Origin of the sequence: Paenibacillus hexagrammi, assembly GCF_021513275.1 — a bacterium.
GTDB classification, from domain to species: domain Bacteria; phylum Bacillota; class Bacilli; order Paenibacillales; family NBRC-103111; genus Paenibacillus_E; species Paenibacillus_E hexagrammi.
Genome location: NZ_CP090978.1, coordinates 6,314,934 through 6,340,151, shown reverse-complemented (window position 1 = coordinate 6,340,151; position 25,218 = coordinate 6,314,934). Strand labels below are relative to the sequence as shown.

At 51.3% G+C, this 25,218-nt stretch carries 21 protein-coding genes, 2 pseudogenes and 2 riboswitches; of the genes and pseudogenes, 9 read left to right on the top strand and 14 right to left on the bottom strand.

All coding sequences use genetic code 11. The features are described from left to right. The first annotated feature begins 105 nt into the window (after window positions 1-105). From L0M14_RS29105 to L0M14_RS29080, 6 genes and pseudogenes are all read left to right on the top strand, one after another. Window positions 106-1,014 (top strand): helix-turn-helix transcriptional regulator, encoded by a 909-nt coding sequence (locus tag L0M14_RS29105; protein WP_235119881.1) that lies wholly within the window; start codon window positions 106-108, stop codon window positions 1,012-1,014. A 101-nt stretch (window positions 1,015-1,115) separates the two neighbouring features. Beyond that, window positions 1,116-1,616 carry a DinB family protein gene (locus L0M14_RS29100; protein ID WP_235119880.1) on the top strand — a complete coding sequence of 167 codons (501 nt, stop codon included), beginning with the start codon at window positions 1,116-1,118 and terminating at the stop codon, window positions 1,614-1,616. A 212-nt stretch (window positions 1,617-1,828) separates the two neighbouring features. Beyond that, window positions 1,829-2,982, top strand: a pseudogene (locus tag L0M14_RS29095) (glycoside hydrolase family 30 protein); the annotation flags it as partial. A gap of 94 nt (window positions 2,983-3,076) precedes the next feature. Continuing rightward, on the top strand, window positions 3,077-3,649 hold the full coding sequence (locus L0M14_RS29090; protein WP_235119879.1) for a fascin domain-containing protein: 573 nt from the start codon (window positions 3,077-3,079) through the stop codon (window positions 3,647-3,649). Between the two features lie 244 nt (window positions 3,650-3,893). Continuing rightward, a riboswitch (cyclic di-AMP (ydaO/yuaA leader) is annotated at window positions 3,894-4,049 on the top strand. Window positions 4,050-4,182: 133 nt separating this feature from the next. Then, window positions 4,183-6,000, top strand: a complete 1,818-nt coding sequence (locus tag L0M14_RS29085; RefSeq protein ID WP_235119878.1) for an APC family permease — start codon at window positions 4,183-4,185, stop codon at window positions 5,998-6,000. 114 nt (window positions 6,001-6,114) lie between these two features. Then, window positions 6,115-6,489: a hypothetical protein gene (locus L0M14_RS29080; RefSeq protein WP_235119877.1), complete on the top strand. Its 375-nt coding sequence runs from the start codon at window positions 6,115-6,117 to the stop codon at window positions 6,487-6,489. 243 nt (window positions 6,490-6,732) lie between these two features. Beyond that, window positions 6,733-6,821, bottom strand: a riboswitch (cyclic di-GMP riboswitch). Between the two features lie 129 nt (window positions 6,822-6,950). Here the strand turns inward: L0M14_RS29080 and L0M14_RS29075 are convergent. The 4 genes from L0M14_RS29075 to L0M14_RS29060 all read right to left on the bottom strand — a co-directional run bounded on the left by L0M14_RS29075 (window position 6,951) and on the right by L0M14_RS29060 (window position 10,443). Then, the gene (locus L0M14_RS29075) at window positions 6,951-7,997 is read right to left on the bottom strand and encodes a zinc-binding dehydrogenase (protein WP_235119876.1); all 1,047 of its coding nucleotides are present in this window, start codon (window positions 7,995-7,997) and stop codon (window positions 6,951-6,953) included. 155 nt (window positions 7,998-8,152) lie between these two features. Further along, window positions 8,153-8,761, bottom strand: a complete 609-nt coding sequence (locus L0M14_RS29070) for a TetR/AcrR family transcriptional regulator (RefSeq protein ID WP_235119875.1) — start codon at window positions 8,759-8,761, stop codon at window positions 8,153-8,155. Window positions 8,762-8,868: 107 nt separating this feature from the next. Beyond that, window positions 8,869-9,780: an alpha/beta hydrolase gene (locus tag L0M14_RS29065; protein ID WP_235119874.1), complete on the bottom strand. Its 912-nt coding sequence runs from the start codon at window positions 9,778-9,780 to the stop codon at window positions 8,869-8,871. 54 nt (window positions 9,781-9,834) lie between these two features. After that, window positions 9,835-10,443, bottom strand: a complete 609-nt coding sequence (locus L0M14_RS29060) for a TetR/AcrR family transcriptional regulator (protein WP_235119873.1) — start codon at window positions 10,441-10,443, stop codon at window positions 9,835-9,837. A 278-nt stretch (window positions 10,444-10,721) separates the two neighbouring features. On the opposite strand from L0M14_RS29060, the gene L0M14_RS29055 reads away from it, so the two are divergent. Further along, window positions 10,722-11,378, top strand: coding sequence for a DUF421 domain-containing protein (locus tag L0M14_RS29055; protein WP_235119872.1), 657 nt, complete (start codon window positions 10,722-10,724; stop codon window positions 11,376-11,378). Between the two features lie 47 nt (window positions 11,379-11,425). On the opposite strand, the gene aguB is transcribed toward L0M14_RS29055, so the two are convergent. The 6 genes and pseudogenes from aguB to L0M14_RS29025 all read right to left on the bottom strand — a co-directional run bounded on the left by aguB (window position 11,426) and on the right by L0M14_RS29025 (window position 20,347). After that, a complete protein-coding gene (gene aguB, locus L0M14_RS29050) occupies window positions 11,426-12,304 on the bottom strand; it encodes an N-carbamoylputrescine amidase (RefSeq protein WP_235119871.1) in 879 nt (292 codons plus the stop codon). 106 nt (window positions 12,305-12,410) lie between these two features. After that, a complete protein-coding gene (locus L0M14_RS29045; protein ID WP_235119870.1) occupies window positions 12,411-13,445 on the bottom strand; it encodes an agmatine deiminase family protein in 1,035 nt (344 codons plus the stop codon). A gap of 548 nt (window positions 13,446-13,993) precedes the next feature. Continuing rightward, a pseudogene (locus tag L0M14_RS29040) lies at window positions 13,994-15,732 on the bottom strand (glycerol-3-phosphate dehydrogenase/oxidase). Between the two features lie 124 nt (window positions 15,733-15,856). After that, on the bottom strand, window positions 15,857-17,365 hold the full coding sequence (glpK, locus tag L0M14_RS29035; protein WP_405031161.1) for a glycerol kinase GlpK: 1,509 nt from the start codon (window positions 17,363-17,365) through the stop codon (window positions 15,857-15,859). Window positions 17,366-17,391: 26 nt separating this feature from the next. After that, window positions 17,392-17,958, bottom strand: coding sequence for a glycerol-3-phosphate responsive antiterminator (locus tag L0M14_RS29030; protein ID WP_235119868.1), 567 nt, complete (start codon window positions 17,956-17,958; stop codon window positions 17,392-17,394). 379 nt (window positions 17,959-18,337) lie between these two features. Beyond that, window positions 18,338-20,347, bottom strand: coding sequence for a GTP-binding protein (locus L0M14_RS29025; RefSeq protein WP_235119867.1), 2,010 nt, complete (start codon window positions 20,345-20,347; stop codon window positions 18,338-18,340). Window positions 20,348-20,636: 289 nt separating this feature from the next. Between L0M14_RS29025 and L0M14_RS29020 the strand changes: the two genes are divergently transcribed. Beyond that, the gene (locus L0M14_RS29020; protein ID WP_235119866.1) at window positions 20,637-21,626 is read left to right on the top strand and encodes a cation diffusion facilitator family transporter; all 990 of its coding nucleotides are present in this window, start codon (window positions 20,637-20,639) and stop codon (window positions 21,624-21,626) included. 141 nt (window positions 21,627-21,767) lie between these two features. On the opposite strand, the gene L0M14_RS29015 is transcribed toward L0M14_RS29020, so the two are convergent. Genes L0M14_RS29015 through L0M14_RS29005 form a run of 3 tightly spaced genes read right to left on the bottom strand, consistent with a single transcriptional unit; the run spans window position 21,768 to window position 23,213 of the window. Further along, window positions 21,768-22,238, bottom strand: a complete 471-nt coding sequence (locus tag L0M14_RS29015) for an SRPBCC family protein (protein WP_235119864.1) — start codon at window positions 22,236-22,238, stop codon at window positions 21,768-21,770. 31 nt (window positions 22,239-22,269) lie between these two features. Then, entirely contained in the window at window positions 22,270-22,710 is a 441-nt protein-coding gene (locus L0M14_RS29010) for an SRPBCC family protein (protein ID WP_235119863.1), read from the bottom strand. A gap of 5 nt (window positions 22,711-22,715) precedes the next feature. Continuing rightward, window positions 22,716-23,213, bottom strand: coding sequence for a MerR family transcriptional regulator (locus L0M14_RS29005; protein WP_235119862.1), 498 nt, complete (start codon window positions 23,211-23,213; stop codon window positions 22,716-22,718). A gap of 354 nt (window positions 23,214-23,567) precedes the next feature. On the opposite strand from L0M14_RS29005, the gene L0M14_RS29000 reads away from it, so the two are divergent. Further along, on the top strand, window positions 23,568-24,266 hold the full coding sequence (locus L0M14_RS29000; RefSeq protein WP_235119861.1) for a DNA-3-methyladenine glycosylase family protein: 699 nt from the start codon (window positions 23,568-23,570) through the stop codon (window positions 24,264-24,266). Between the two features lie 361 nt (window positions 24,267-24,627). Here the strand turns inward: L0M14_RS29000 and L0M14_RS28995 are convergent, their stop codons facing one another. Continuing rightward, complete coding sequence (locus L0M14_RS28995; RefSeq protein WP_235119860.1) at window positions 24,628-25,215, bottom strand: TetR/AcrR family transcriptional regulator; 588 nt, start codon at window positions 25,213-25,215, stop codon at window positions 24,628-24,630. Between the last annotated feature and the right edge of the window lie 3 nt (window positions 25,216-25,218).

The following is a 25,218-nucleotide window of genomic DNA, read 5'->3' as shown; positions in this document are numbered from 1 at the left end:
GTTGCAAGGAAGGATATCTCCCTTCCTCCTCGAAATCTACTGAACAACTACTCACGAGCAAGGAGTGTACTTGTATTGTAACTGGATCGTCTGCTTGCCATTACGATGCTGCTGCTGAACCGCAAACGAGTCAGCGCCAAGGAGTTATCGGACCGTTTTGAGGTATCGCTGCGAACGATATATCGGGATATTGAAACGATCAATCAGGCGGGAATCCCCGTCGTATCTTACCCTGGACTAACGGGCGGTTACGAAATTATGGATGAGTACCGGATCGATCGACAATTTCTTTCTATGGAAGAGTTACAATCCATCATTATTGGACTGAAGGGAATCCGTTCTACCGTAGGGGAGCAGGAGGTTGGTACCCTGCTAGATAAGGTCGGGGCTATGGTTGCCAAGTCGGAGCAAAAAACCGGGACCAGCCTTCACAATCAAATCGTGATTGATATGAACCCTTGGCGGAGAAACCAAGCCGACCAGGAAAAGCTCAGCCTCCTTAGGGAAGCGATTCGTCAGACGAAGCTGATTCGCTTTCAGTATACAAGCTCCCAAAGCGAGCTATCCTTGCGCACTGTGGAACCTATGGGAATCGTCGTAAAAGGCTTTGGCTGGTACTTATACGCATACTGCCTGCTGCGGGAGGACTTTCGCGTGTTTCGTTTATCGCGGATGAAAGAGCTTGAAGTGCTGTCAACTGTCTTTACCCCCAGATCGGATATGGTGGACGGCTTCTCCTTCCATATGAGCAGGCACAGACAGGAGTCCTCTCTCGTTAAGCTTGTCCTCCAGATTCAGCCATCGTTCCGCGCTCAAGCTGAGGATTACTTCCAACCGGAGCATATCGCAGTGCAGCCTGACGGTACGCTGATTGTTACAGCCAGGCAGCCGGATGAGCCCTGGCTGTACGGCATGCTGTTGAGCTACGGACCCGGTCTTCGCATTCTCGAGCCTACCCACATCGCCGCAATCATCCAAGAACGTGCGCGGCAAGTCGTTGATCTTTATAGATGAATGACTGCCTGGGCTAGAATTGCTGACATACAGTTGTCAGGGGAGTTGGCTATACTAAGTAAGGAATACATACCCAAACTATTTTAAGGAGGCTCTATCTTATGTTCACTTCCATCGAAAGCTTTGTCGCCGAATGGACGAATGAGTCCAAAGCGACACAGCGCGTACTGGACGCGCTAACAGATGCATCACTTTCCGAGAATGCCAATTCCACATTCCGTCCGCTAGGACAGCTTGGCTGGCATATCGCCACGACGATCCATGAAATGCTCTCCCGTACAGGACTGCAATTCGAAGCTCCCGAGGGAGATGAGCATGCTCCTGCTTCAGCAGCCAAAATCGCCGATACGTACCGCGCTGCTTCACAAGGAATGCTTGAAGCCATTCGTACGCAGTGGTCAGACGGCAAACTCACCGAAACCAGCGATATGTACGGCGAACAGTGGCGTAACGGCATGACGCTTCGAATCCTTATTTCCCATGAAATCCACCATCGCGGACAAATGACGGTATTAATGCGGCTTGCCGGTCTTCGCGTACCAGACATTTACGGACCTACCCGCGAGGATTGGGTCGAACGCGGCATGCAGCCACTGGTATAGATTGCTGAGCCCTACTCTACCCCTTGGCAGCCCTGCGAAGAAAAGCAGGGCTGCTTTTCCATTTTCCTGAAGAACATACAAGAAAACCTGAAAAATAACAGCTAACGAACAAGGAACCATAGAGCTACAATACTTATATAGGAGGTGTCTTAGCGTAACCATTTATTCCAAATGAAATCGATTCCAAAGAATAAGAAAGGTGGTAATAACAAATGAAACGAAACCTGTGGAAAAAACTCTCCTTAATCGCTGCAGCAATTGTAACGACAAGCTCCGCCATACTTCCAGCATCCGCCCTAGCAGCCGGTGAACCTGTCGAGGTATGGCTCACGAAGGCTGACTTAAGTACGGCATTAACCCGGCAAGCTGATAAAGCTTTTGCGGCGGATTATGGAAGCGCTTCCTATACCATTGATGTGAATGAGGACTTGAAGTACCAGCAGATGGACGGATTCGGCGCTTCCATGACTGACGCCTCGGCTTGGCTGCTCCAAAACAAGCTGAGTGACAGCAAGAGAGCTGAAGTGATGGAGAAGCTCTTTGGACAATCAGGCATCGGGCTCAGCATGCTGCGTCAGACCATCGGAGCCTCCGACTTTAACTGGGAAGCCTACAGCTACGCGGATACGGCATGGGATTGGAATCTCGACCACTTCTCGATCTCCAGAGACCTCCCTTACATTGTGCCTATGGTCAAGCAAGCTATCGCCAAGAACGCAAATCTCAAGGTAATCGCAACGCCTTGAGTGCGCCAGGTTGGATGAAATCCAGCGGTTCCATGACGGGAGGAGGCTACCTCAATCCGGAAGCCTATTCCGTATACGCCAATTACATGAAGAAGTTCATTCAGGCTTACCAAGGCCAAGGCATTCCGATCTATGCCATTACGCCGCAGAATGAACCGCTTTACACCACTAGCACCTACCCTACGATGTCCATGTCCACGAACGATCAGATCGGCTTTATCCGCGATTATTTGGGACCGACGCTCAGAGGCGCAGGACTGAATACCAAGATCATCGCCTACGATCACAACTTTGATAACTCGTACTATCCTGAAGCAATTCTGAACGATTCGGGGGCAGCCGGCTATACCGCAGGCAGCGGATTTCATCATTACGGCGGCGACCCTTCTGCCATGACTACGGTCCATAACAATCACCCGGACAAAGATATCTGGTTCACCGAGGGCGGCTTCGGCTCCTGGAACGACAGCTTCAGCAACATCATGCACGAACTCATCACCATACCTAGAAACTGGGCCAAATCCTTCATCGCTTGGAACATTGCGCTGGACCAAAACAACGGTCCGACACTTCTGAGCAGCAGCATTAACTACGGTATGATCAAAATCCGCTCCGACGCTACCGATCAAGTGACCTACAACCAGCACTACTATTTAATCGGACATTTCAGTAAATTTGTCGTTCCCGGCGCTTACCGCATCGATACGCCGAGCTATGACGGCAGCCTCCGAGAATGTCGCTTTCAAAAATCCGGACGGCTCCAAGGTCGTAGTCGCTTACAACCGGACTTCCAGCAGCCAGAATGTGAAAATCAAATGGGGAAAGCAATCGTTCATCCAGTCCATACCGGCAGGCGCAGCCATGACCTTCAAATGGAACGGCACGCCGACTCGTGACCTGGTTTCGATCAAAGCCCTGGCCAATAATCAGTACGTTACAGCTGAGAACGCAGGAGCCAGCGCGCTGATTGCTAATCGTTCATCCGTAGGCGGCGCCTGGGAAACCTTCGAGAAGGTAGACCTAGGTAACGGCAATATTGCTTTAAAATCGCTGGCTAACGGCAAGTATGTGGCCTCCGAGAACGCCGGAGCTGACGCGCTCATCGCGCGAAGCACCTCCATCGGAGCCTGGGAGACTTTCCAAGTCGCTTCCGTATCGGGCGGGATTACTTTGAAAGCTGCGGCCAACGGCAAATATGTCTGCGCCGACAATGGGGGCGCCAGCCCCTTGATCGCCAATCGTACAACTGCCGGTGGTTGGGAGACCTTCCAGCTCATCACCCCATAACGATTCTTGTAAGGCTTGGTCAGTACCGGCTCTTCGCTGCTGACTGAGCCTTTCTTTTTTCAATTTTCATGAAATCCGGTGCTACAACTACATTTCGGGAGATAGCGTAAGATTGATACACATGTAAGCGCATTCCTGTTCATAAGTGCAGTACTGCCGAGCATTTTGTGGCTGCAACCCACCTTTACTAAACAAGATATCGAGCGTAATATTCAAAACGTAGCTAAAACGAACAATTGAATAATTCCTTTTATCGCTGAGTTTTCGTTAAGAAAATCGGGGGAACCAACAAGGCTTTCACGCCTTAGGGGTGAATCGTACCGGCCACGCCGGGAACGTAGGGCTGCTCTCATTGCCCGAATCCGACAGCTAACCTCGTAAGCGGAAGATGGGAGAGGGATGAATCCATGCTGATATTTACGAAACCGCAGGGCTCACACCCTGTGGTTTTTTGCTGTCCAAAACCGGCCTGGCAAATATGGAATTTATTCAACTTGGGCAAACTAACGGAAAGTTAAGGTGGGGGTTACCTGATGGGAAACAAACTAAAACGTGTTGTGATCGGTAAACCGATGAAATCGGGAGAACTTGAGGAAGAGAAGCTTTCCAAGATGAAAGCGCTGGCTGTCCTGTCATCGGATGCCTTGTCATCCGTCGCTTACGGAACGGAGCAAATTCTCATCGTGCTCGTCACGCTTGGATTCGCAGCGGTATGGTACTCCATCCCCATTTCCATAGCCGTCCTCGGACTCTTGACGATTCTCATTCTTTCCTATCGCCAGACCATCTACTCGTATCCCTCGGGGGGAGGCGCCTATCTTGTCGCCAAAGATAATCTAGGCGTGGGCACCGGCCTGATTGCCGGAGGCTCCCTGCTCGTGGATTATATATTGACCGTCGCAGTTAGCTCGTCCGCGGGGACAGACGCGATTACGTCAGCATTTCCATCCTTGCACGATCATCGCGTCCTCGTGTCGCTCATTATGATTTTGTTTCTAACCATCATGAACCTGCGAGGCATCACGGAATCGGCCTCCATTCTGGCTCTGCCGGTATATCTGTTTGTCGCGGCCATCTTCGTTCTCATCATCGCGGGTTTAATCAAATATGTGATGGGCGGCATCCACGCAGAGGTACCTGAGCTAGGTACGGCCGTAAGCAACGTGAGCCTGTTCCTGCTGCTCAAGGCCTTCAGCTCGGGCTGCTCCGCATTAACAGGTGTCGAAGCCGTCTCGAATGCAATTCCCAACTTCAAACAGCCTGCTGAGAAGAACGCGGCCAAGACGCTGGTGGCCATGGGCATGATTCTGGGCAGCATGTTTATCGGTATTAGCTTGCTGGCCTATTGGTACGGCATCTCCCCTACACCGGAGGAAACCGTAGTCTCCAAAATTGCGGAGGCGACATTCGGCCGCGGCGTGCTGTATTATTTGATCCAAGGCGTGACTGCCTTGATTCTCTTCCTAGCTGCGAATACGGCGTATGCTGCTTTTCCTCTCCTTGCCTTCATGCTGGCAAAAGATAAATTCATGCCGCATATGTTCAAGGTACGGGGCGACCGTTTGGGATTTTCCAATGGTATCATTATCTTAGGTGTGTTATCAGCCCTGCTCGTCATCGTGTTCCATGGGGATACGGAGAATCTCATTCCGCTATACGCAGTAGGTGTTTTCATCCCTTTTACCTTATCCCAATTCGGCATGATGGTTCGCTGGATCCGGTTGAAGCCGGAAGGCTGGATCATCAAGCTGTTAATTAATACGATCGGCATGATCACAACGCTGACGATTACACTCATCTTCATTTTCACCAAGTTCAGCCAGATCTGGATGGTGTTCATTTTCCTGCCGCTCGTGATCTTCCTGTTCTTCCGTATTCATCGCCATTATATGAACATTGCGGACGAACTTAGGATTAACCTGGAATCGGATAAACCCGAAATCAAGGGCAGCACCATTGTCATCCCAGTAGCAGGCATCACTCGGGTCGTGCTTCATTCCATCAGTTATGCCAAATCGCTTACCGATAACGTCGTGGCGGTGTTCGTTGCCTTTGATGAGGAAGAAATCCGCAAGATGGAGGAGAAGTGGGAGGAGTGGAATCCCGGTGTCAGACTGATTATTTTGCGCTCCCGCTACCGCAGCGTCATGCGGCCTCTTATGAAGTTCATCGATACAGTAGAGTGGAAAACGGCGGAGACGGATCATATCACCATCTTGATCCCGCAATTCATTACGAAACACTGGTGGCAAAATCTGCTGCATAACCAAACTAGTCTGCTGATTCGCGCTTATCTGTACAACCAAAAAGATATTGTGATCGCAACCGTTCCTTATCACCTTAATCGGTAGTAGGCTCTGCCCACCAATCTTAACTTGTACTTTTATTTATAAGTAGGTAGTTATCTAGTCAACAATCTCCTTGGGACATATTCTATAGGGAATATAAACTTGAGGAGGAATCCTATGCAGCTATTAGCTCAGTATCCTGTAGCAGCCGAACATGTAATGCCGCATATCGGAAGACCTATCGCTGCCATGCTGCCCGGCGGGGATGTTGTCTATGGGATTGTTGACCGTGTTCATGATGGTAACCTGGTGCTCCGCCCTATCGAGAATGTACCGGAAGCCTCTGTCCTTGCCTTGAAAAATAACCTGCAGGCTCAAGCCCGCAAGAAAAACCTGAAAATCAATCAGGAGAAGGCTCGCACGAAGGCTTGGGGATATCCATACGGCCTAGGCTGGGGATATGGTAACTATGGATGGGGACTTGGCTGGTGGGGGATTTGGCCGTTATTTTGGTTGACAGCTTTAGCTGTCCTTCCCTTCCTTTGGTGGTAATCAAGCCCCGAATGAAATCCTCATAATCCGGTCTAGCCTTATACTAATGAAAAAAAGCAAGCATCCCCGAGCTGCGGCCGGGCTGCTTGCTTTTGATTTGTTTACGCTTCTTCTACTGGATGAGCGTCTTGGCAAATATGTAAGGAACCATACCCACAGCCAACAATCCATATACGAACCCTTTCATAACTGCTTTCAAATTCACCATAATAAGTCTCCTCCTAGATGTTACATGAATGGTGGGTTGGCAACCGGCTATCCTAGCCCTTACAAGGACCTTAGACCCATAGCTTTGCGCCCTTATCTTTCGATTAAGTTTGCCGTAAAGCAGATGATGTAGTTCTTTAAACCTATTATATGAACATTCTGTGAACAAGTCAATATGAAAGAGTCGAATTTCGTCGAATATTTTTCCACTACTTTCCGTCCGCAATTGGATTAGACCAATTACGGATGCTTATTCAACGACCTTCCTGCCCTGGCAGCAGAACAAGTTTGCCTTTTACCCCGCGCCGCTCCAGCCGTTCATGCGCCTGCTGAGCTTCTGTCAGCGGCAAGCGCCCCGCGATGACCGGTTGAATGTGCTTCTCGGTAAGGAGGCTGAACAGAGCCTGCAGATCATTCGCGAATCGCTGTGGGTCCTTCTTTTTCCAAGATGTGATTGAGTAGATAAGCGCCTGTTTCCCGTACAGTCTGCTGAGGGCCATCACAGGTACGATGTTGGCATACATATGGATGTCTTTCCAGATACTCCGAACTCCCTTGCTGTTCACTCTGTGTGTTACTCCATAAAGCACCAATCTCCCCCCCTTCTTCAGCAGCCCCAGCGAGCGCCGGAATTGAGGTCCGCCCGTTGCTTCCAATATCACATCGTACCCGCCTGGAGCCGCTGCTCTCAGATCCCGTTGGAGCCCATCCATCGGCTGTGAGTGGTCTATTGCCTTAGCGCCATAGCTCGTAATTAGGTCATGCTTCCCGGGTGATGCCGTGCCTACCATGTGAATGCCATGTATCTTTCCCAGTTCGAGAAGCGCTGTGCCTACACCTCCACCGGCACCGTACACAAGCACAGTCTCCCCTCTCTTCGCAGCTGCAGCATGCAGCAGCATTTGATAGGCTGTCACGTAATTCAAAACCAAGGCAACCACCTCAGCAGCGTCAGCCTGCTCAGGAACCCGATGCAGTTCACCCGCATCAACATACACGTACTCGGCGAAGCTCCCGATAATTGTCAAAGCCGCGACACGATCGCCTACTTGAATGTGCTTGACGGCAGGATCCACCTCTTCTACGACCCCTACCATGTCATAGCCCGGCACAAATGGAGGCTTCGGTCCTTGCAAATACACGCCCTGCCGCATCATCACATCTGCATTGGATACACCTGCCACACTTACTCTCACCAGCGCTTCCCCATGCTTGAGCGGTCTAAATGGCTTCTGAACGGCCTTCATAACACCTGGTGCCCCGAATTGGTGAACCTCAATTGCCGTGTACGTGGACTTCATTAATTACACCCCTCTTTAAAATGAATAATGACCAATTACGTTTAATATTCATTTATAAAGTAAAACTATTTTCTGCATTTGTCAACAAAAAAACACCGTTCTTAGAACGATGTTGATGTTATCAGTTTTACAGATATAAAGGTTCGTGTTGCACTTCAGCAGCTTTTCTCCGAGCCCTTGCTGATTGAAGCTAACAGCGTATCTGTATACAGGTCGACATGCCGTAGCAGCTCTTCGAAAGAGCTTACTCGCTTGTAGGGAGGTTCAAAGGCATGAGTCATAAAGCAAATATGATCAATGAGTGCAGGAATATTAGGAACTTCGAAAATTCCTTTCTCTACACCTTGCGTCAAAGCCTGCTGCAGCATGCTGATTTCGATGCCAAATAACTGCTCCCCGCCGTCCTGAAGCAGCTCCCCCTGCTCCAAATGCGGGATCATCTCCACAGCATCGGGAAATTGCTCGGTAAAATGATGCATAGCTAATACTCTGCCCCGGATGATTTGCCGGATTTTCCAAGCTACGTCATCGCTGTGAGCCAGCTCCCGCTGCAACTGCTCATGTGATTCCAGCAGGGTCTGCATGCCGATCCGCACGAGCAGCCGCTTTTTGTTCGAAAAATAAATATAGACGGTTCCTTTGGCAATCCCTGCCGCCTGCGCAATATCCTCTATCGTCGTTTTCTTATAGCCAAACCTGCCGAACAATTGCTTGGCGGACTGAATAATCAGCGCTTCTTTATTCTCATCGAGTGTCCTGGGCATGATGACTAGCTCCCTTTTCTAGAAATACGGTTACTCGCATTCTACCTCAATACGAGCTTCTCGACAATAAAGCGCTGTGCCCTTCTCTCCTTCAGGCCTGTGCCGGCTCAGGATATCATCATCCTGCGTACAAATCGTCCAATCTGCCGGATGGCTTGCCCCGACTCCTCCACCATAGAGGCAAACAGCTGAAAAACGTGCCACATCTCCTCCCACACCTCCAGTTCAACTGACACACCCGCTTCCGTGGCGCGTTCGGCCAAGCTTAGAGAATCGCTTAGAAGCACCTCTTGATCCCCCACCTGAATCAATAAAGGAGGGAGACCCTTCAGATCGCTTCGCTGTGGAGAAAGCACTGATGGATTCATCTGAGCGGTCCCAAAGTAGTATTGCGCACACTTCCTGGACACCTCGATACTACCCGTACCATCCACATCCGCTCTGCTCTGATAGGACTCACCGTCATAGGCAAAGAAGTCTGTATGAGGAGACAGCAAGAAGGACGCTGCGGGCAGAACTTCCCTGCTCTCACGGAGCGTTAGCAGGGTCGTCAGAGCTAAATAGCCCCCGATAGACTCTCCGCCAATGACAATCCGATCGGGTGAGTAACCTCTATCCAAAAGCGCACGGTACACAGCAAGGCAATCTTCATTAGCTGCAGGGTAAGGATGCTCCGGGGCAAGTCGATAATTGAACAGAAGCACGGGAACACCGCTAGCCTGCGATATGCGGGCGGCCAAATCTCGGTGCGTTTCACAGGAACCTGTAATAAAAGAACCGCCATGCACATACATCACCACGCTATCGTCTACAGCCGGAACTTCTTCTACCGTGACCCATTCCGCATATAGACCGCCTAGATGATCCGGCTTCACCTTTGTGCCTTGAAGCAGCTGAATATGCTGCAAAGAGGCCTGCTCAGCCTGCCTGATCTCCTCTACCGTCTGCTCCAAAAAGCGAAAATTCATTTTCATATGCAGCTTAATGGCTTGGATCATAGCGGGATTGCTGACTGTCATCCTGCACGCCTCCTCATCGGACTGAACATTCAGTCCTAATTGTTTACATTAACTTTACGTGTGATTCTTGTGGTACGCACCATGTGTTTCTTCGAATACCTTGGCAAACATCTCATCCAAGGCCTTCCGCGGCACCTGAAAATGCTGAGTCCAAGCCTCTGAAAAGCACAGATAGGCATAAATGGGGATGATGTTGGTAAAAAATTCAGCAACCAAACGCTCCTGACGGTCATATCCCTCTTCATCTCCCAGCTTCTCCGAGCTTTCCTCTGTTTCAACCAGTGCTTCCACCACTTCGAAGATCATGGGCTTCTCGGAAGACTTCTTCAAGGAATCCAGGAAGATGATTCGAATCATATCCGCATGGCGAATGACAAAGTCCTTGTGCAGCTCCGACTTCTCCGAGATATGGGCTGCCTTGGTTTGATGCGTCTCACCACTCCCCGGACGGACCAGTTCCTTATACGCCTCAATAAACTGCTTGGTGAGAACGTGATACATATCTTCCTTGCTTTTAAAATGGTAATAAATCAGCGATTTGGGCACTCCTGCTTCCTTAGCGATCTCCTCGATACGAGATCCTTCAAAGCTTTTTTGCGCAAACACATGTAAAGCCGCTTGTAAAATTCGATTCCTTGCGTCCGGAGTATTCTTCTTCTGCATCATCATGTCCACCTTACTTATGACTTCATCAAGCGATTCTGATATTTTAATACTGAATGTTCAGTCTTACTGTATCATAATTGACTCAAGGTTGTAAATATATGGATTTCCCCTTTCTTAAGTAGTATGGATTGGATGCATGATCCCCCTGTATATTGGGGAAGTTACCCAGTATCTATGCGAATTTTTTGAAAACCATCTTCACGAGGTGATGCACCATTTGGGATTTCTATAAAAGCCAAGAAACCTTAACTGCGATCGAATGGGGCCTGCGTGCAGTGGTTAGCTATCTCTTTCTGCTGATCGCTGCCAAATCAATGGGGCAGCGCACCATTTCACAGCTTCGGTTTCTCGATTTCATCATCGCACTTATCCTGGGCAACATCATTGCCCAACCGCTCTCGGATGAGCGCCTGGGATTAATAGGATCTATGATTTGTACGATTATCCTGGTCATTCTGTACATTTTCACGTCATGGCTCAGCCTCAAATGGCACCTGCTTCAGCGGTATTTCGACCCTCCTCCGGTTCTGCTGATTGAACACGGACAAATCCGGCTCAAAAACCTGGGCAAAGCACGAATATCTATCGAGCATTTATTTTCAGAGCTGCGCAAACAGCAGGTGGACGACATCAGTAAGGTAGCTTTGGCACTCTGGGAGCCCGGTGGAACCATTTCTATGTTTATAGAGCCCTCCCATCAGCCTCTTACTCCCATGGACATGTCCCTTAGCCCACAACCGTTCTCCCTGACATGGCCATTGATCATGGACGGGCATATCAACACCCATATCCTTCAGCATATTGGAAAAGACACTATCTGGCTGCAAAGCAAGCTTGCCGAGAGCGGCACGGATATCAAAGAGATTGCATTGGCGACCGTTGACCAACAGGACAAACTCAGCATCCACAAGTATGCGGAATGCTCTTCATAAACGTACAAAAGGCGGGCAATCCTTTACAGGATCATCCGCCTTGCTTTTTACTTGATGATTTGCTCTCCGTCATAGCTGGCGATAGCACGGTACAAGTCCGGACGTCGGTCGCGGAAAATACCCCACTCAATGCGCTGCACTTCCAATTGATCCAGATCGAATTCAGCCACCAGCACCGTCTCTTCCTCACGTCCCGCTTCGGCAACCTTGTTGCCCGCCGGACCTGCAATGAAGGAAGAACCATAGAACGTAATGCTCGAATCCTCATCGGATTCCATGCCAATACGGTTAGATGCAATGACCGGCATCAAGTTCGCCGCGGCGTGACCGCGCATGCACATTTGCCAGTGGTCCTTGGAGTCGATCGAACCGTCCTGCGGCTCAGAACCTATCGCCGTCGGGTAGAAGAGCAGCTCCGCGCCCATCAGCGCCATGCAGCGGGCCGCCTCCGGGTACCACTGATCCCAGCAGACGCCGACGCCGATCTTGGCGTAGCGGGTTTTCCACACTTTGAAGCCGGTATCTCCCGGATTAAAATAAAACTTCTCCTCATACCCCGGACCATCGGGAATATGGCTCTTCCGGTAGGTGCCAAGCACTTCGCCGTCTGCGTCAATGACTGCCAGCGAGTTATAACGGGCATAGTTTTTCTTTTCATAAAAGCTAATCGGCAGCACAACCTGAAGCTCTTTGGCGATCTTCTTAAAATGATTGACCGCTTTATTCTGCTCCAGCTCGGTTGCGTAGCAGTAATAGTCGGATTTCTCCTTCTGGCAGAAATACGGTGTCTCGAACAGCTCCTGAATCAAAATAATTTGCGCGCCCTGCTCTGCCGCCTGACGAACAAGCCCCTCTGCCTTGCGGATGTTCTCTTCTATATTCGTAGAGCAGCTCATTTGCGTTGCCGCTACTTTTACATTTCTCACTGTAAGTCACCTCTCTTGTTTCTCTCGGCTTACTACTTCAAGCCTTTTTTTAATTCTTACTACTTCGCTGCTTACTACTTCTTCAAGTCTTACTTCATCACGCGTTCTAGCCGCGTTTTCCGGCAGGCATCTGCTGCGTAGTGCAGTGCACATTGCCGCCTTCTTTAATAATCGCCATACCGTTAATCGTGCGAATCTTGCGGTCCGGGAACGCTTCACCAAGCACTTTCGCAGCCAGTTTGTCCGTTTCCTCAGCAGCTCCTCCGAATACCGGCAAAATAATACCGCCGTTTACAAAGTAAAAGTTCAGGTAACTTAGCGTCAACCGGCTGTCCTCAAACATCGCCTTCGGCGGTTGCTGGATCGGGATCACTTCCAGCTTGCGGCCGCGGGCATCAACAGCTTCACCAAGAATGCGCAGATTCTCCTGCGTAATTGCGTAGTTCTCGTCCTCCGGATCATCGCACACTTGCATGATGATTTTGCCGGGTGCTGCATAACATGCCACATTATCTACATGTCCGTCCGTCTCATCGCCGCTGAGACCGTTCTTCAGCCAAATGACCTTCTCTGCCGCCACATACTCCGCCAGGTAATCTTCGATTTGCTCCCGGCTTAGATCCGGATTGCGGTTCGTATTTAGCAGGCATTCCTCTGTTGTAATGAGCGTGCCTTCTCCATCAACATGAATCGAGCCGCCTTCCATAACAAGAGAAGCGTCAAACCGCTTTACCTTATAGTGCTCCAAAATTTGCGGCGCAACCGCATCGTCCAAATCCCAAGGGGAATACTTGCCGCCCCATGCATTGAACTTCCAATTCACCCCGGCCACTTCCTGCTTGTCATTCACGACAAATGTAGGTCCATTGTCTCTCAGCCACGCATCGTTGTGCTCAATCTCCAGGAACTCAATGCGGTCGTTATCAAAAAGAGCCTTCACCTGCTCAGCCTCAGCCGGATTCACCAGCACCGTGACCGGCTCGAATTCAGCCAGCGCGCGCACTAGCTCTGCATATCCCTCACTCACCGAAGCGTGATCCTCCGGGTACACCATGGAGTCCTTCACCGGCCAAGAGATGAACGTACGCTCATGGCTCGTCCATTCCGCAGGCATTTTATAATTCAATTCTCTAGGGTTCATGTTATTCATCTCGCTCCATGACATAAATTGTATCGGACATTACCGCACTGCTCTCCATCATATAACAAAAGTTCTTTCGTCTCAATGTGGGAAAAACTAAGTAAAAATTCTGGGAAAAGGCCAATTTTTGAAAACGGAGAAATCGCTAGCACTAATGATCTTTTCACAAACTCGGTGTTTCCTGCAGACTCCTTACTAATATCTATGAAGCCTAGCCAGTACATACCAGGGGCTAAGCAGCCCCCTTTAATCAGCAGCACAGTGTACTTTGCAGATGTTGGAGTAAGCACCCCGTTTGGAAAACCTCCATTCGAAATCGTAACAATTGATCAAAACATGTATGTAAAGGCACCTTTAGAAGCAATTCCTAATGACGTTGCGCAATCCTATGTTGCCTATTACGTGTACGGGTTTAAATTCTTAGTAGATGGCGTTTCCTATGAGACTAATGATTGCTTAATCCCTATTAAGATCTATTCCAAATAAAAAAACAATCCTGTCTCTGCGTAATAACCGGAGACAGGATTGTTTTTTATGACCAGCCGCGCTCAGTCCGCAAGCGGCTGAACGGCATCAAGCAGCAGCCGCTCCAGCTCAGCGGCGTGGGAGGCTCTCTGCGCTTCGCTCCAGCCGAAGCGCTCCGCCATGAAGGCGGTCACCCCCGCCTTCCACTGGTGTACCCACGCGATGTCGAAGAAGAGGGCGCCCGTCCGGCGGACAAAGAAGTCCGCCGGTGTCACCGCCATCTCGCGCTCCATCGCGTACGCGAGCGCAGCGAGCACAGCGGCGGGCAAGCCCCGCTGCGCCGCCTCAGCCCGTTGCTGCTCCAGCAGCTCGTACACGGCTCCCACATTGGAGCCGTACCGGCGCGCGAGCAGCGCGGCCTCGCCTTCGGTCAGCCCCAGGCCTACGCCTTGGCGGACCGCTGCTTCAACATACGGCGCCAGCCGCGCCGAACCGCCCACATCGCCGCCGGAAATCGGCAGCGTGCGGGTACGGCTCGGCGGCACAGGCGCCGTGAGCAGCCCTTCCGCCGCCAGCTGCGCGGCGACGAGATCCACGACCGTCTCCGCCATCTTGCGGTAGCCGGTCAGCTTGCCGCCGGCCATCGAAATGAGGCCGGACTCAGAAACAAAGATTTCGTCACGGCGCGAAATCTCCGAAGGATCCTTGCCCTCTTGATGGATCAGAGGACGCAGCCCGGTCCAGCTCGATTCGACGTCAGACGCCATCAAACCGAGGGACGGAAACATGTACCCGATCGCCTCCAGCAAATACCGGCGATCGGATTCCGTCATGCGGGGATGAGCCGTATCCCCGCTGTAGTTCGTATCCGTCGTGCCGACGTAGGTTTTGCCATCCCGCGGGATGGCAAACACCATCCGTCCGTCCGGCGTATCAAAATACACAGCCTGACGCAGCGGAAAGCGCGCCTGGTCGAAGACCAGATGCACCCCTTGGTCAAGTGCAGCGTTTTGCCCCGCTTGGATCCGTCCATCTCCCGAAGCGAGTCTACCCACGGCCCGGCTGCGTTAATGATTTTCGTCGCATACATAGAATAGGATGGAGGCTGCTCCGAATTGGAACCGTTCGAAGCGTCGCCACCTGCTCCACAGGCCGCACTCAATTGATCCACAACCCTAACCCCGACCAGCTTGCCTTGCTCCGTCAACAGCTCCTCAACCTTGGCATAATTGACCGCGAGCGCCCCAAGCTCCACCGCCTTCTTCATCACTTCTATCGTTAGACGGGCATCATCGGTACGGTATTCCACATAATGACCCCCGCCTTTTAGCCCATTTCGCTTCAGAAGCGGCTCCTGATGCAAGGCATCGGGCGCACTCAGCATCCGGCGTCGCTCGCTCCTTTTGACGCCGGCCAGGTAGTCATACACCCTAAGACCTAAGGAAGTGCTCCATTTGCCAAACGTACCGCCTTCATAAATCGGCAGCAGCATCCATTCGGGCGTCGTGACATGCGGCCCATTTTCATAAACAATAGCACGTTCCTTGCCCACCTCGGCGACAACCTTGACATCCAGCTGCTTCAGATAACGCAGACCGCCATGAACCAGCTTGGTCGAACGGCTCGATGTCCCCGCTGCGAAATCCTGCATATCCACAAGCGCTGTACGCAGTCCCCGGCTTTGCGCATCAAGAACGATTCCCGCCCCTGTGATTCCTCCTCCAATGACAATTAAATCCAGAGGCTGCTCGGCCATTGCTTGTAAGACCGCCCCTCTATCCGTACCTGAAAACTGAAAAGCACCGTTCTTCTCCACACCCATCTCTCCTCTCCGGCAAACAGCAAAAAACCACAACAAACCCATACGTATCAACGTACAAGCTGCTGTGGTTTCTCCTGATCTCCAACCGTTTATTAACTTGATCTAACTATACCATGACTCTGTCTTATTTAAAAGCCATGGCAGCTTTTACTGCTTTCTGCCAGCCGCTGTATAACTTCTCCTGCTCCTTAGATGCCATCTCCTGATCAAAAGCGCGATCCACCTGCCACTGAGCGGCAATCTCCGCTTGGTCTTGCCAGTACCCAACAGCGAGCCCGGCCAAGTAGGCGGCTCCCAGCGCCGTTGTTTCCCGAATGCGCGGCCTCTCCACCGTCACCCCCAGCATATCGCTCTGGAACTGCATCAGGAAGCTGTTACCTACCGCGCCACCATCCACCCGCAGCTTCGTTAGCGCAATACCCGAGTCATGTTCCATGGCTCGCAGCACATCCTTGGTTTGATATGCAAGGGACTCGAGCGTAGCCCTAATAAAATGCTCCTTAGACGTGCCTCGCGTCAAGCCAAAAACGGCTCCGCGAACCTCACTGTCCCAATAAGGGGTACCCAGCCCGACGAATGCAGGCACCACGTAGACCCCATCTGAAGACGTTACTCGGGTCGCATATGCTTCCGTGTCTTGCGCGCTGTGAATCAATTGCAGTCCGTCGCGCAGCCATTGGATGGCGGAGCCCGCTACAAATATACTCCCCTCCAGCGCGTACTCCACACGTCCGTTAATCCCCCAAGCAATCGTCGTGAGCAGTCCGCTTGGCGAAGGAATCAACTGACTGCCTGTATGCATCAGCATGAAGCAGCCCGTGCCGTACGTGTTCTTCGCCATCCCTGGGTCAAAGCACGCCTGCCCAAACAAAGCCGCCTGCTGATCTCCAGCAATACCGGCAATCGGGATTGAAGCGCCAAAGAAATGACTTTCTTCCGTATAACCATAGATTTCCGACGAGGACCTCACGTCAGGAAGCATCTGGATAGGGATATCCAGCACAGCAAGCAATTCTTCATCCCACTTGAGCTCGCGAATGTTATAGAGCATGGTCCGGGAAGCGTTGGAATAATCCGTCACATGCTGCTCTCCCCCGGTCAGCCGCCAGAGAATCCAGGTATCAATCGTGCCGAACAGCAGGTCTCCCCGCTCGGCCTTCTCCCTAGCTCCTTCGACATGATCCAGAATCCATTTGATTTTGGTCCCGGAAAAATACGCGTCAATTAGTAGCCCTGTTCGCTCCTTAATCATCGCTTCGAGACCTTGCGCCTTTAAATCTTCACATATATCCGCAGTTTGGCGGGACTGCCATACAATAGCCCGATAGACCGGCATACCCGTATGACGGTCCCATACCACCGTCGTTTCCCGCTGATTCGTAATCCCAATGCCAGCAATTTGCTCCGGTTCGACCCCTGATTCCGCTAGCACGGTAGCGATAACCCCAAGAACAGATAGCCATATGTCATTAGCATCATGCTCCACCCAGCCCGGCTGGGGAAAATGCTGACGGAATTCCTGCTGAGCGGTATGAACAATATCACCTTGCTTGTTAAACAGGATCGCTCTTGAACTTGTCGTCCCCTGGTCGAGAGACAAAATGTATGTAGGTTTCACGCCTGCAGCCTCCATCTTCAGGTATAAATAGCTTTTAGAATTCACCTTTTTTCCGAAATAAAACGGTCCCATAATTGAGCATTGGATGTCGTTACGGCAGAGGCTCCCGCATCAAGAGCGCGCTCCACATCTTCCGGGGTTCGAATGAGTCCCCCTGCCAGAATGGGAATGCCGGTTTGATCCTTCACCTCTGTAATAATAGGAGGAATGACACCGGGCAGAACCTCAATATAATCAGGCTGTGTTCGCTCCAGCAGCGTATAGCTCTTTTCTAAGGCACTGCTGTCAAGCAAAAAGAGCCGTTGGATGGCAATTAAACCGTTCTGCTTCGTCTTTGTCACCACACCTGCCCGCGTTGAGATGAGACCCGCAGGGCGAATATTTTGACATAAGAATTCAGCCGCGTATTCATCATTCTTCAAGCCCTCGATTAAATCCGCATGGAGCAGCAGGTGCTTGCCGTTCGCCTTCCCCAGATCAACGATCTGTTTAATCCTTGCAATGTGGCTGTCGAGCAGGACGATATAGGTATAGGGGGTGCTTAGCAGCTTTTCTAAATCCTTGATTTTACGAACTGCCGGAACAACGGATTGCTCTTGAAATGTCATGCTGCCATCACCTCAAACGTTCGCCATGAGCGGATTGCTTTTTATGAAAATCGCTTTTATGTTCACGGGAAATTCCCCTTCTTTTCTTCCTATTGTAAAACATTATGAATACGCTTACAATTCCATTCTTTGATTCCATGTTTTTTTCCGCTTTGTCGAAAAAGAATCCCCCTCCTTCCATCATAACCTGAATGGATAGCAAAAAGACCCCTAGCGGTTGCGTCACTTTCAGATGAGCAGTTCCGTATGGGTCCCTTGTGCGAAGCGGATAGGTTCCTATCCTTCTATTGTCGAGCATGGCCTGAGGTAGTGCTATTCCGGCCAAACACACAGAAGTTGCGCCAATATCCAAACTCAAGCTCACGTAACCGTGACGTTATCAGGACGAAGACAATGCCTTGCGCACGGCCAAAATGTATTTGGACTGATCCAGCGGGTTGACACCCCGCCGCTTGCGCTCCGCATGGACATCAGGAGGACAGTCTTGGTACCCCGCGAACGAGGAAGTAATGACCCCACGCCCGCTTGACATAGCGCTGAGCTTAACTGGATAATCCAGAGAGGTGGCTGCCGGCAGCTTGCCCTCCACTGAGAACCGTCCGCCCGCCACGCTTGGCGGCTCGAATTCGGCGCGCATTTGAACGAGGTCGCTCAGCACTTTGCCGCCGTATTCCTCAGGAACGGTAATCCGGACTTGCAGCATCGGCTCGAGCAGTGTCGTCCCGGTCTGCGCCAGTCCCTGCATAATCCCCATAGGGGTCGCAACGGCAAAATCAAGCGGATGCGTATGCCAAACATGATGCTCGCCTTCGACCAGCGTCACCTTGAGGTCGGTGACCTCCCAGCCGAGCAGCCCCTGCTGAAGCGCCTCGGGCACGCGGCGCTCCACCTCATTCTGGTACTGCGCGAGCAGCTGCTCACCGCGTACCGTCGATTGATACACAAGCCCGCTGCCTCGCTCGCCGGGCTCGATGTGAAACCGCAGGATCGCCCAGCATGGCTTGGGCATCGTATAAGCAATGAAGCCTTCACCTGTTCGGGAAGGCGTTTCCTTATAAATCACGGACGGCTGGCCGAACGCAGCCTTCAGTCCAAAGCGGGACTGCAGAAGGCTCGTCAGGATCTCCAGCTGGATCGCGCCCATCACCTTCACGTGCAGCTCCCGCTCATCCTGCAGCCACTGCAAATCCAGCAGCGGGTCCTCATCCGTCAGCTCCTGCAGCGCAGCGACCAATGCCGGGTACTGCTGCTCGCTTTCGGCGTGCACCTGCACGGTGAGCAGCGGCACCGCCAGGCGCGGCAATGCCGGTACGGCATCCGGACGGCCCAGCACGTCGCCGATCCGCACCTGCGAAAGGCCGCACACCGCCGCGATGTCCCCGGCCATGACAACTCCGATATCTTCGGCTCTGCGGCCGTCGATCTTGCGAATCTGGGTCACCTTCTCTTCCACGCCCTGCGTGGCGTTCAGCACGGTGTCCCGGTTACGGATCGTCCCCTCGTAGAGGCGGACGTATGCCATACGGCCCATGGTCTTGTCTCGCTCGACCTTGAACACCACCGCCGAGAGCGGCTGCTCCGCGCAGCCCCCCGGCTCGGGCAAATAATCGAGGATCGCCTGCATCAGCTCCTCGATCCCAAGCCCTTTGCTGGACGCGCCCGTCAGCAAAGGAAAGGCTTGCCCCTGCCGCGCGTATCGCCGCAGGGCTTCCTTCACCTCGCCGGCTTCGATCGGCGAGCCTTCAATATAGCGCTCGAGCATGCGCTCATCGAGCTCAGACAGCTTCTCGACGGCGGACGCCGCGTCGAAGCCCCGTACCCCGGCGGCATCGGCAGCCTCGCCGCCGGCCCAAATGCACACGGACCCGCGGAACGTGTCCGATTGCCCCAGCGGTGCGGTGACCGGCACCGCGAGCGGGGTTAGCTGCTTGTGGATCTCCCCAAGCACCCGCTCCGCATCTGCGCCGATGCGGTCCATTTTATTGATATAGAAAATCGTTGGAATCCGAAGTGTTTGCAGCGCATGCCAAATCATCTCGGTCTGCGATTGTACGCCCTCTACGGCGGAGATGATCAAGATGGCGCCATCCATCACCCGCAAAGAGCGTTCCACCTCCGATAAAAAATCCACGTGACCCGGCGTGTCTACCAAGTTGATATAGGTATTTTTCCAAAGAAATGACGTCGTTGCGCTGCGTATCGAAATCCCGCGTTCCCGCTCCACATCCAGCCAATCGGTTTGTGCAGTACCGCTGTCTACACTTCCAAGCGAACGGATGCGCCCGCTCCGGTACAAGATATGCTCTGTCGTTGTCGTCTTCCCCGCATCCACGTGTGCAAAGATGCCCACGTTCCTCATCAGAACCGGCCGCGTATCCGCTTTCATCATCTTCTGCTCCCTCGTTTAGCCATGTATGCTTTTTATTTTATTACAATAAAAGCGCGTTCACAACATTCCGGAGAGTAGGTATGCGGAGCATTTTGCAAGTCCTGAAGCAGCTTCCCCCATGTATTCCTGCAAATTTCACCCCACCGACTTGCGCACCATGCTGGAATATGGCATACTTTGTCAAATCCTATTGTACGAGCCTGAATACCCGTATGAAACTTTACATTCCCTTCTACGTAAAAATCGATATACCCATTTTAATTATGAATTAGGAGGCTCACCCATTACCATGGATTCTGAACCGGAACGAAATGAATTTTGGAGTTTGATCAAGAAAGGTAATACCTCTTCAGCGTCAGCCGCTATAGGCAACACGCTCGTCGCCATTATCAAAGGCATTGCAGCCGCCATGACGGGCAACGGCGCTATGTTCGCTTCAACGATGCACTCTGTGGCGGATGCCGTTAATCAAGCATTCGTCTTTGTAGGTAGTGTACTGTCCGAGAAACAACCCACTCGTCGATTCCCAACGGGTTTCGGCCGCGTGATTAACATATTTTGTATGGTCGCTGTGATTGTCGTAACGATTATGGCCTATGAAACAGTAAAAGAAGGCTATCACTTGATCCTTCACCCCGTCCATTCGACCGGCTTTATCCTGAACCTGCTTGTGCTGCTTCTTTCCATCTCAGTCGATGGCTTTGTGCTGATTAAAGCAATGAAGGAGGTCGTTCACGAATCCCGAGTAGAAGCAAAGGGTCTGGGAATTGTGACCGCCGCATTCCGCAATGTCAATCGAGCTGCGCCTCCTACACGCCTGGTGTTCTATGAAGATTTGGTCGCCACCTCCGGTGCGCTTTTGGCGCTGATCGGGGTCGTCGTTACTTCCTTGACCAGCTTCGCCGTATTGGACGGCGTCGTAACCATCATGATCGGTCTGCTAATGGTTGGTGTCGCGTTCCGTGTCGGCTACGACAATATGGTCGGACTGATCGGTGTTGCTGCGCCTCCCGATGTGGAAGACAAGGTGGCCAAGCTGATTTTGTCCGATGGCAGCGTCACCGATATTTATCAACTGCGCGTGCTGCAGGAAGGCCGCTATTACCACGTGGAAGGCTTGATCGAGCTGAAGCCTGGGTTATCCCTTGCTGTAGCGGACGACATCAAGTTCAAAATCCGCGATAAACTCCTGCTCGATCCTGACATTACAGACGTCACGCTGGGCATCATCGAGGATAACGGTGTCCGCAACTGGATTCCGGTGGAGCAGCGGACGTAACGGATTCTAATGCTTGACGTAAGACGAAAAACCAGACATTCTCCGTCCATGGAGCTGTCTGGTTTTTTCTGCTTATAACATCCTGATTCACCTTGTAGGATTGCCCTAGCTTTTAAATGAACATTCGATCGCTGACGAACTTCACATAGACATCCTCTGCAAATGTGCTTCGAGCCGGTCCAAATTTTGTTCGTTAGCTGGGGTGCAGATTGCTTTCATCGCATTAAATTCTGTAGCGTCTTCAAAAAGCTGGCGCCAAGTTAGTCTCGTCCTACCGCCAAGGTCCTCGAGGGTTGCCGTAAGTTGAAAATAAGGGGCGCAAAGATGCCGCAGGACGATCCGTTCAGGCCCGATTTCGACGAATTCGCTTTTGTTGGGGTAATCCGTTCCGCCAGGCCCATGCATCACGAATTCCCATAGCCCCCCGGGACGCAAATCAAACACGTGAAAGGTATTCGTAAACCCGCTCGGCCCCCACCACTGTGCCAAATGCTCAGGTTGTGTCCAAGCTTTATAGACGAGAGCAGGAGATGCATCTATCACCCGCGTATTTACAATTTCACAAATTTCCACTTGACTGGCTTCCATGTTTACGTCACGATTCTCTGCCATGTAAGCTCCTCCTCTGCAAATATGGGATGGATTATTCCTTCTCCAATAGCTCAACCAGCTTGTCCAGCATCTCCTTGGTGCCGTGCTCTCGCATAGCGGGTGTATCGTGACCATCCAAATAGACACCTTGCTCGGTGAAAATCAGCTTGGTACCGCCGCCTTCCGGCTTGAACTCTACAGTCGTTGCGGAAACCGAAATACGCGTCTCCCCCATGTCGAGCGTATAGGTGTATAGGATTCGCTCGTTCGGCACAATCTCATGATACTGAGCATCAAAAGTGAATACCGGACCTCCGGGAGGCCCGCCTTGGCTGCGCTCTCCGCCACCGGTGCGAAAATCGAACTCATCTGCTTTCGTAAACCATTTCTGTTTCAGGCCGGAATCGGCCCAGTATTCAAAAACCTTTGCAGGTGAGACGCTATATACGCGTTCGACGACAAACGTGTTATGTACGGTGGATCTTTCGTTCAAGCTACTCAGCTCCCTTGATTGGATTCATTGGATTCCTTGTCAAGGAGATCGCCCAGCAGATCCAGGCGGTGCTCCCAATTCATTTGGCGTTCGAGGATGACTTTCCCGGAACTCTTTTTCATCAATTCTAATACTTTCGTAAACTCCCCGAATGTCACGGGCTGTTTCATCTGCATGAGGTGAGCTACATTTTGCAGTTGGTCCAGCAGTCTTTGCTGCATGCGAATCGTATCCGACAGACGCTCGATTTGCAGGGATACAATCTCCAGCGGACTGAAGCTCCCGCCACTTACAACGGACTTGATCTCCTCTAGAGATAATCCGAGCTCTTTCAGCGATAAAATCTGCTGTAATCTCGATAGGTCGGCTTCATTATAAAGTCTGTGCCCCGAATCGGAATGCGCCGACGGCGAGAACAGACCGATTTGGTCGTAGAACCTTAAGGTTCGTATGGTAAGTCCCGTAAGCCTAGCAAGGTCACCTACCTTCCAAAGCCGCTTCATAATCATCTTCCTTTTCGATGCGCATCTATGTACCGGTAACTACAGTATAAAACATGACGTTACGTCAGGTGCAAGTGTAAAGTTGCCTTTCAAACAAGAAGATCCTCCAGCAGCTGCCGGAGGACCCCCTTCCTATTTGTAATTCTCGCGCTTTCAGCAATACGCTGAAGCAGAACGGCTGCCTGCGCTCTTAACCCTTTGCGGCTTTCAATCTTTTTAGATACAATACGTAACAGCATAAAAGATTTTTGTGAGAAATACAGTATGCTTTTTTATAAAAGCCCGGAATGCAGCAAAAAGTTGAAATCAAGATCAACCTACATCCTATACGTGGAAATGAGAGGGGAACATTCCTTGTCAAAAACAACCATTCACCTAAATTACCAGCATCCGGCTATTGAAATGTTATGTAATGCTGACCCCAAGCTGAGGATGCTCATTCGCCTTGTCGGCGAGCTCAGTCTCACTTATGGAGATGACCCCTTCCGATCTTTAGCCATGTCCATCCTCTCCCAGCAATTATCAGCTAAGGCAGCTGCCACGATCCAAGCAAGAGTGCTGGAATTAATACCGGAATTCACACCGGAGCAGCTCCTTGCCGCCGACCCTGAGTTACTTCGAAGCTGTGGAGTATCCCGTCCCAAAATAAGGTATATTCAGGACCTTAGCCAAAAGAGCCTCTCCGGTGAGTTAAACTTCTCAGATCTAGATATTAAAAACGATGCGGAATGGATCAAAGAGTTAACAACCATCAAAGGCGTGGGCACCTGGACCGCAGAGATGTTTCTCATCTTCAATTTAGGAAGGCCGAACGTTCTATCGTTAGGGGATGCCGGTCTTCAGCGTGCAGCAAGATGGCTGCACCAGATCGATGAGCGGCCTGACGGCAATTACTTGGGACAAGCAGGGGCGTCGTGGTCACCTTACCGCAGCTACGCTTCCTTGTATCTGTGGAGAGCCATCGACCTGGGCTTTGTCGACTCCGGGCACGATGTGGAGGGTTGCTTGGACAAGCAAAACGCCGTTATGGAAGAGGATGTGGAAAACGGATAACGAGTTGTGAGCAGCAAGTAGTGGAGGGCGAGTTAAGGGGGTTGAGCGGCCAACAACAAGTGTCGGGCTGCGACATGATACATCTTTCCAGGCATACTTGTATCCATTACTTCCCAGGGCCATGTTGCCGTTTACTGTTTTTTTACTGTTAAATCTCCCCTATACCGTCCTCTATGCTTTTGCTACTTCGCCTGTTTAGCCGTTTTTATCACTTTTTTACTACTTTTACTGCTTTTACTGCTTTTACTACTTTTACTAATTTTACTACCTTTACTGATTTTACTACCTTTACTGATTTTACTACCTTTACTGATTTTACCACTTTTACTTCTTTACTGCTTTTACTAAGCTTACTAGGTCTTTACTGCTCTTCCCGACGCACCTTTCTCTCCGCTTCCAGCCCGCGCAGGTAGGTGGTCAATAACATGTGTAAACTCGTATCACGGTTCAGACCAATTTGAAAGCCGTTCTTCAGCTCAATGGAGGCGAATCCATGAACGAGACTGCGAAAGCCACGCACGATATGCAACGCTTCTTCTTCAGCGTACGCAAATTCCTCAAGGATACGTAGAATAAGACCGACGGTCTGACTGCTAGCCTCCTGGAGTTCAGGATCCGTAAAATCCTGCGTAGATGAAAAAGCATCATAGAGTCCAGGATTATCCCTGGCAAATTGAACATAAGCTAGGCCTGCTGCCAATAAAGCCCCGCTGCCTGATTTCCCTAACACTGCATCTACCATTTGCTCCCGTATCCGGATCATCCCAAGCAAAGACAACTGCTTTCTTAGTGCAGGCAGGCCGTTTATGTGGTTGTATAAGGAAGGTGTTTTGACGTTAAGCTTGGCTGCCAACGCAGCTAAGCTTACTTGCTCAATGCCGCCGTTATTGGCAATATCAATAGCCGCGCGCAAGACGGTATCTGTATCTAGGCCTGGTCTGTTTGCCATAGT

What these genes read in the sequence shown, in the direction of transcription:
- L0M14_RS29105 (WP_235119881.1), top strand. Translation starts at nt 106, where the DNA reads ATGCTGCTGCTGAACCGCAAACGAGTCAGCGCCAAGGAGTTATCGGAC.
- L0M14_RS29100 (WP_235119880.1), top strand. Translation starts at nt 1,116, where the DNA reads ATGTTCACTTCCATCGAAAGCTTTGTCGCCGAATGGACGAATGAGTCC.
- L0M14_RS29090 (WP_235119879.1), top strand. Translation starts at nt 3,077, where the DNA reads ATGACGGCAGCCTCCGAGAATGTCGCTTTCAAAAATCCGGACGGCTCC.
- L0M14_RS29085 (WP_235119878.1), top strand. Translation starts at nt 4,183, where the DNA reads ATGGGAAACAAACTAAAACGTGTTGTGATCGGTAAACCGATGAAATCG.
- L0M14_RS29080 (WP_235119877.1), top strand. Translation starts at nt 6,115, where the DNA reads ATGCAGCTATTAGCTCAGTATCCTGTAGCAGCCGAACATGTAATGCCG.
- L0M14_RS29075 (WP_235119876.1), bottom strand. Translation starts at nt 7,997, where the DNA reads ATGAAGTCCACGTACACGGCAATTGAGGTTCACCAATTCGGGGCACCA.
- L0M14_RS29070 (WP_235119875.1), bottom strand. Translation starts at nt 8,761, where the DNA reads ATGCCCAGGACACTCGATGAGAATAAAGAAGCGCTGATTATTCAGTCC.
- L0M14_RS29065 (WP_235119874.1), bottom strand. Translation starts at nt 9,780, where the DNA reads ATGACAGTCAGCAATCCCGCTATGATCCAAGCCATTAAGCTGCATATG.
- L0M14_RS29060 (WP_235119873.1), bottom strand. Translation starts at nt 10,443, where the DNA reads ATGCAGAAGAAGAATACTCCGGACGCAAGGAATCGAATTTTACAAGCG.
- L0M14_RS29045 (WP_235119870.1), bottom strand. Translation starts at nt 13,445, where the DNA reads ATGAACCCTAGAGAATTGAATTATAAAATGCCTGCGGAATGGACGAGC.
- glpK (WP_405031161.1), bottom strand. Translation starts at nt 17,365, where the DNA reads ATGGAGGCTGCAGGCGTGAAACCTACATACATTTTGTCTCTCGACCAG.
- L0M14_RS29030 (WP_235119868.1), bottom strand. Translation starts at nt 17,958, where the DNA reads ATGACATTTCAAGAGCAATCCGTTGTTCCGGCAGTTCGTAAAATCAAG.
- L0M14_RS29025 (WP_235119867.1), bottom strand. Translation starts at nt 20,347, where the DNA reads ATGATGAAAGCGGATACGCGGCCGGTTCTGATGAGGAACGTGGGCATC.
- L0M14_RS29020 (WP_235119866.1), top strand. Translation starts at nt 20,637, where the DNA reads ATGGATTCTGAACCGGAACGAAATGAATTTTGGAGTTTGATCAAGAAA.
- L0M14_RS29015 (WP_235119864.1), bottom strand. Translation starts at nt 22,238, where the DNA reads ATGGCAGAGAATCGTGACGTAAACATGGAAGCCAGTCAAGTGGAAATT.
- L0M14_RS29005 (WP_235119862.1), bottom strand. Translation starts at nt 23,213, where the DNA reads ATGAAGCGGCTTTGGAAGGTAGGTGACCTTGCTAGGCTTACGGGACTT.
- L0M14_RS28995 (WP_235119860.1), bottom strand. Translation starts at nt 25,215, where the DNA reads ATGGCAAACAGACCAGGCCTAGATACAGATACCGTCTTGCGCGCGGCT.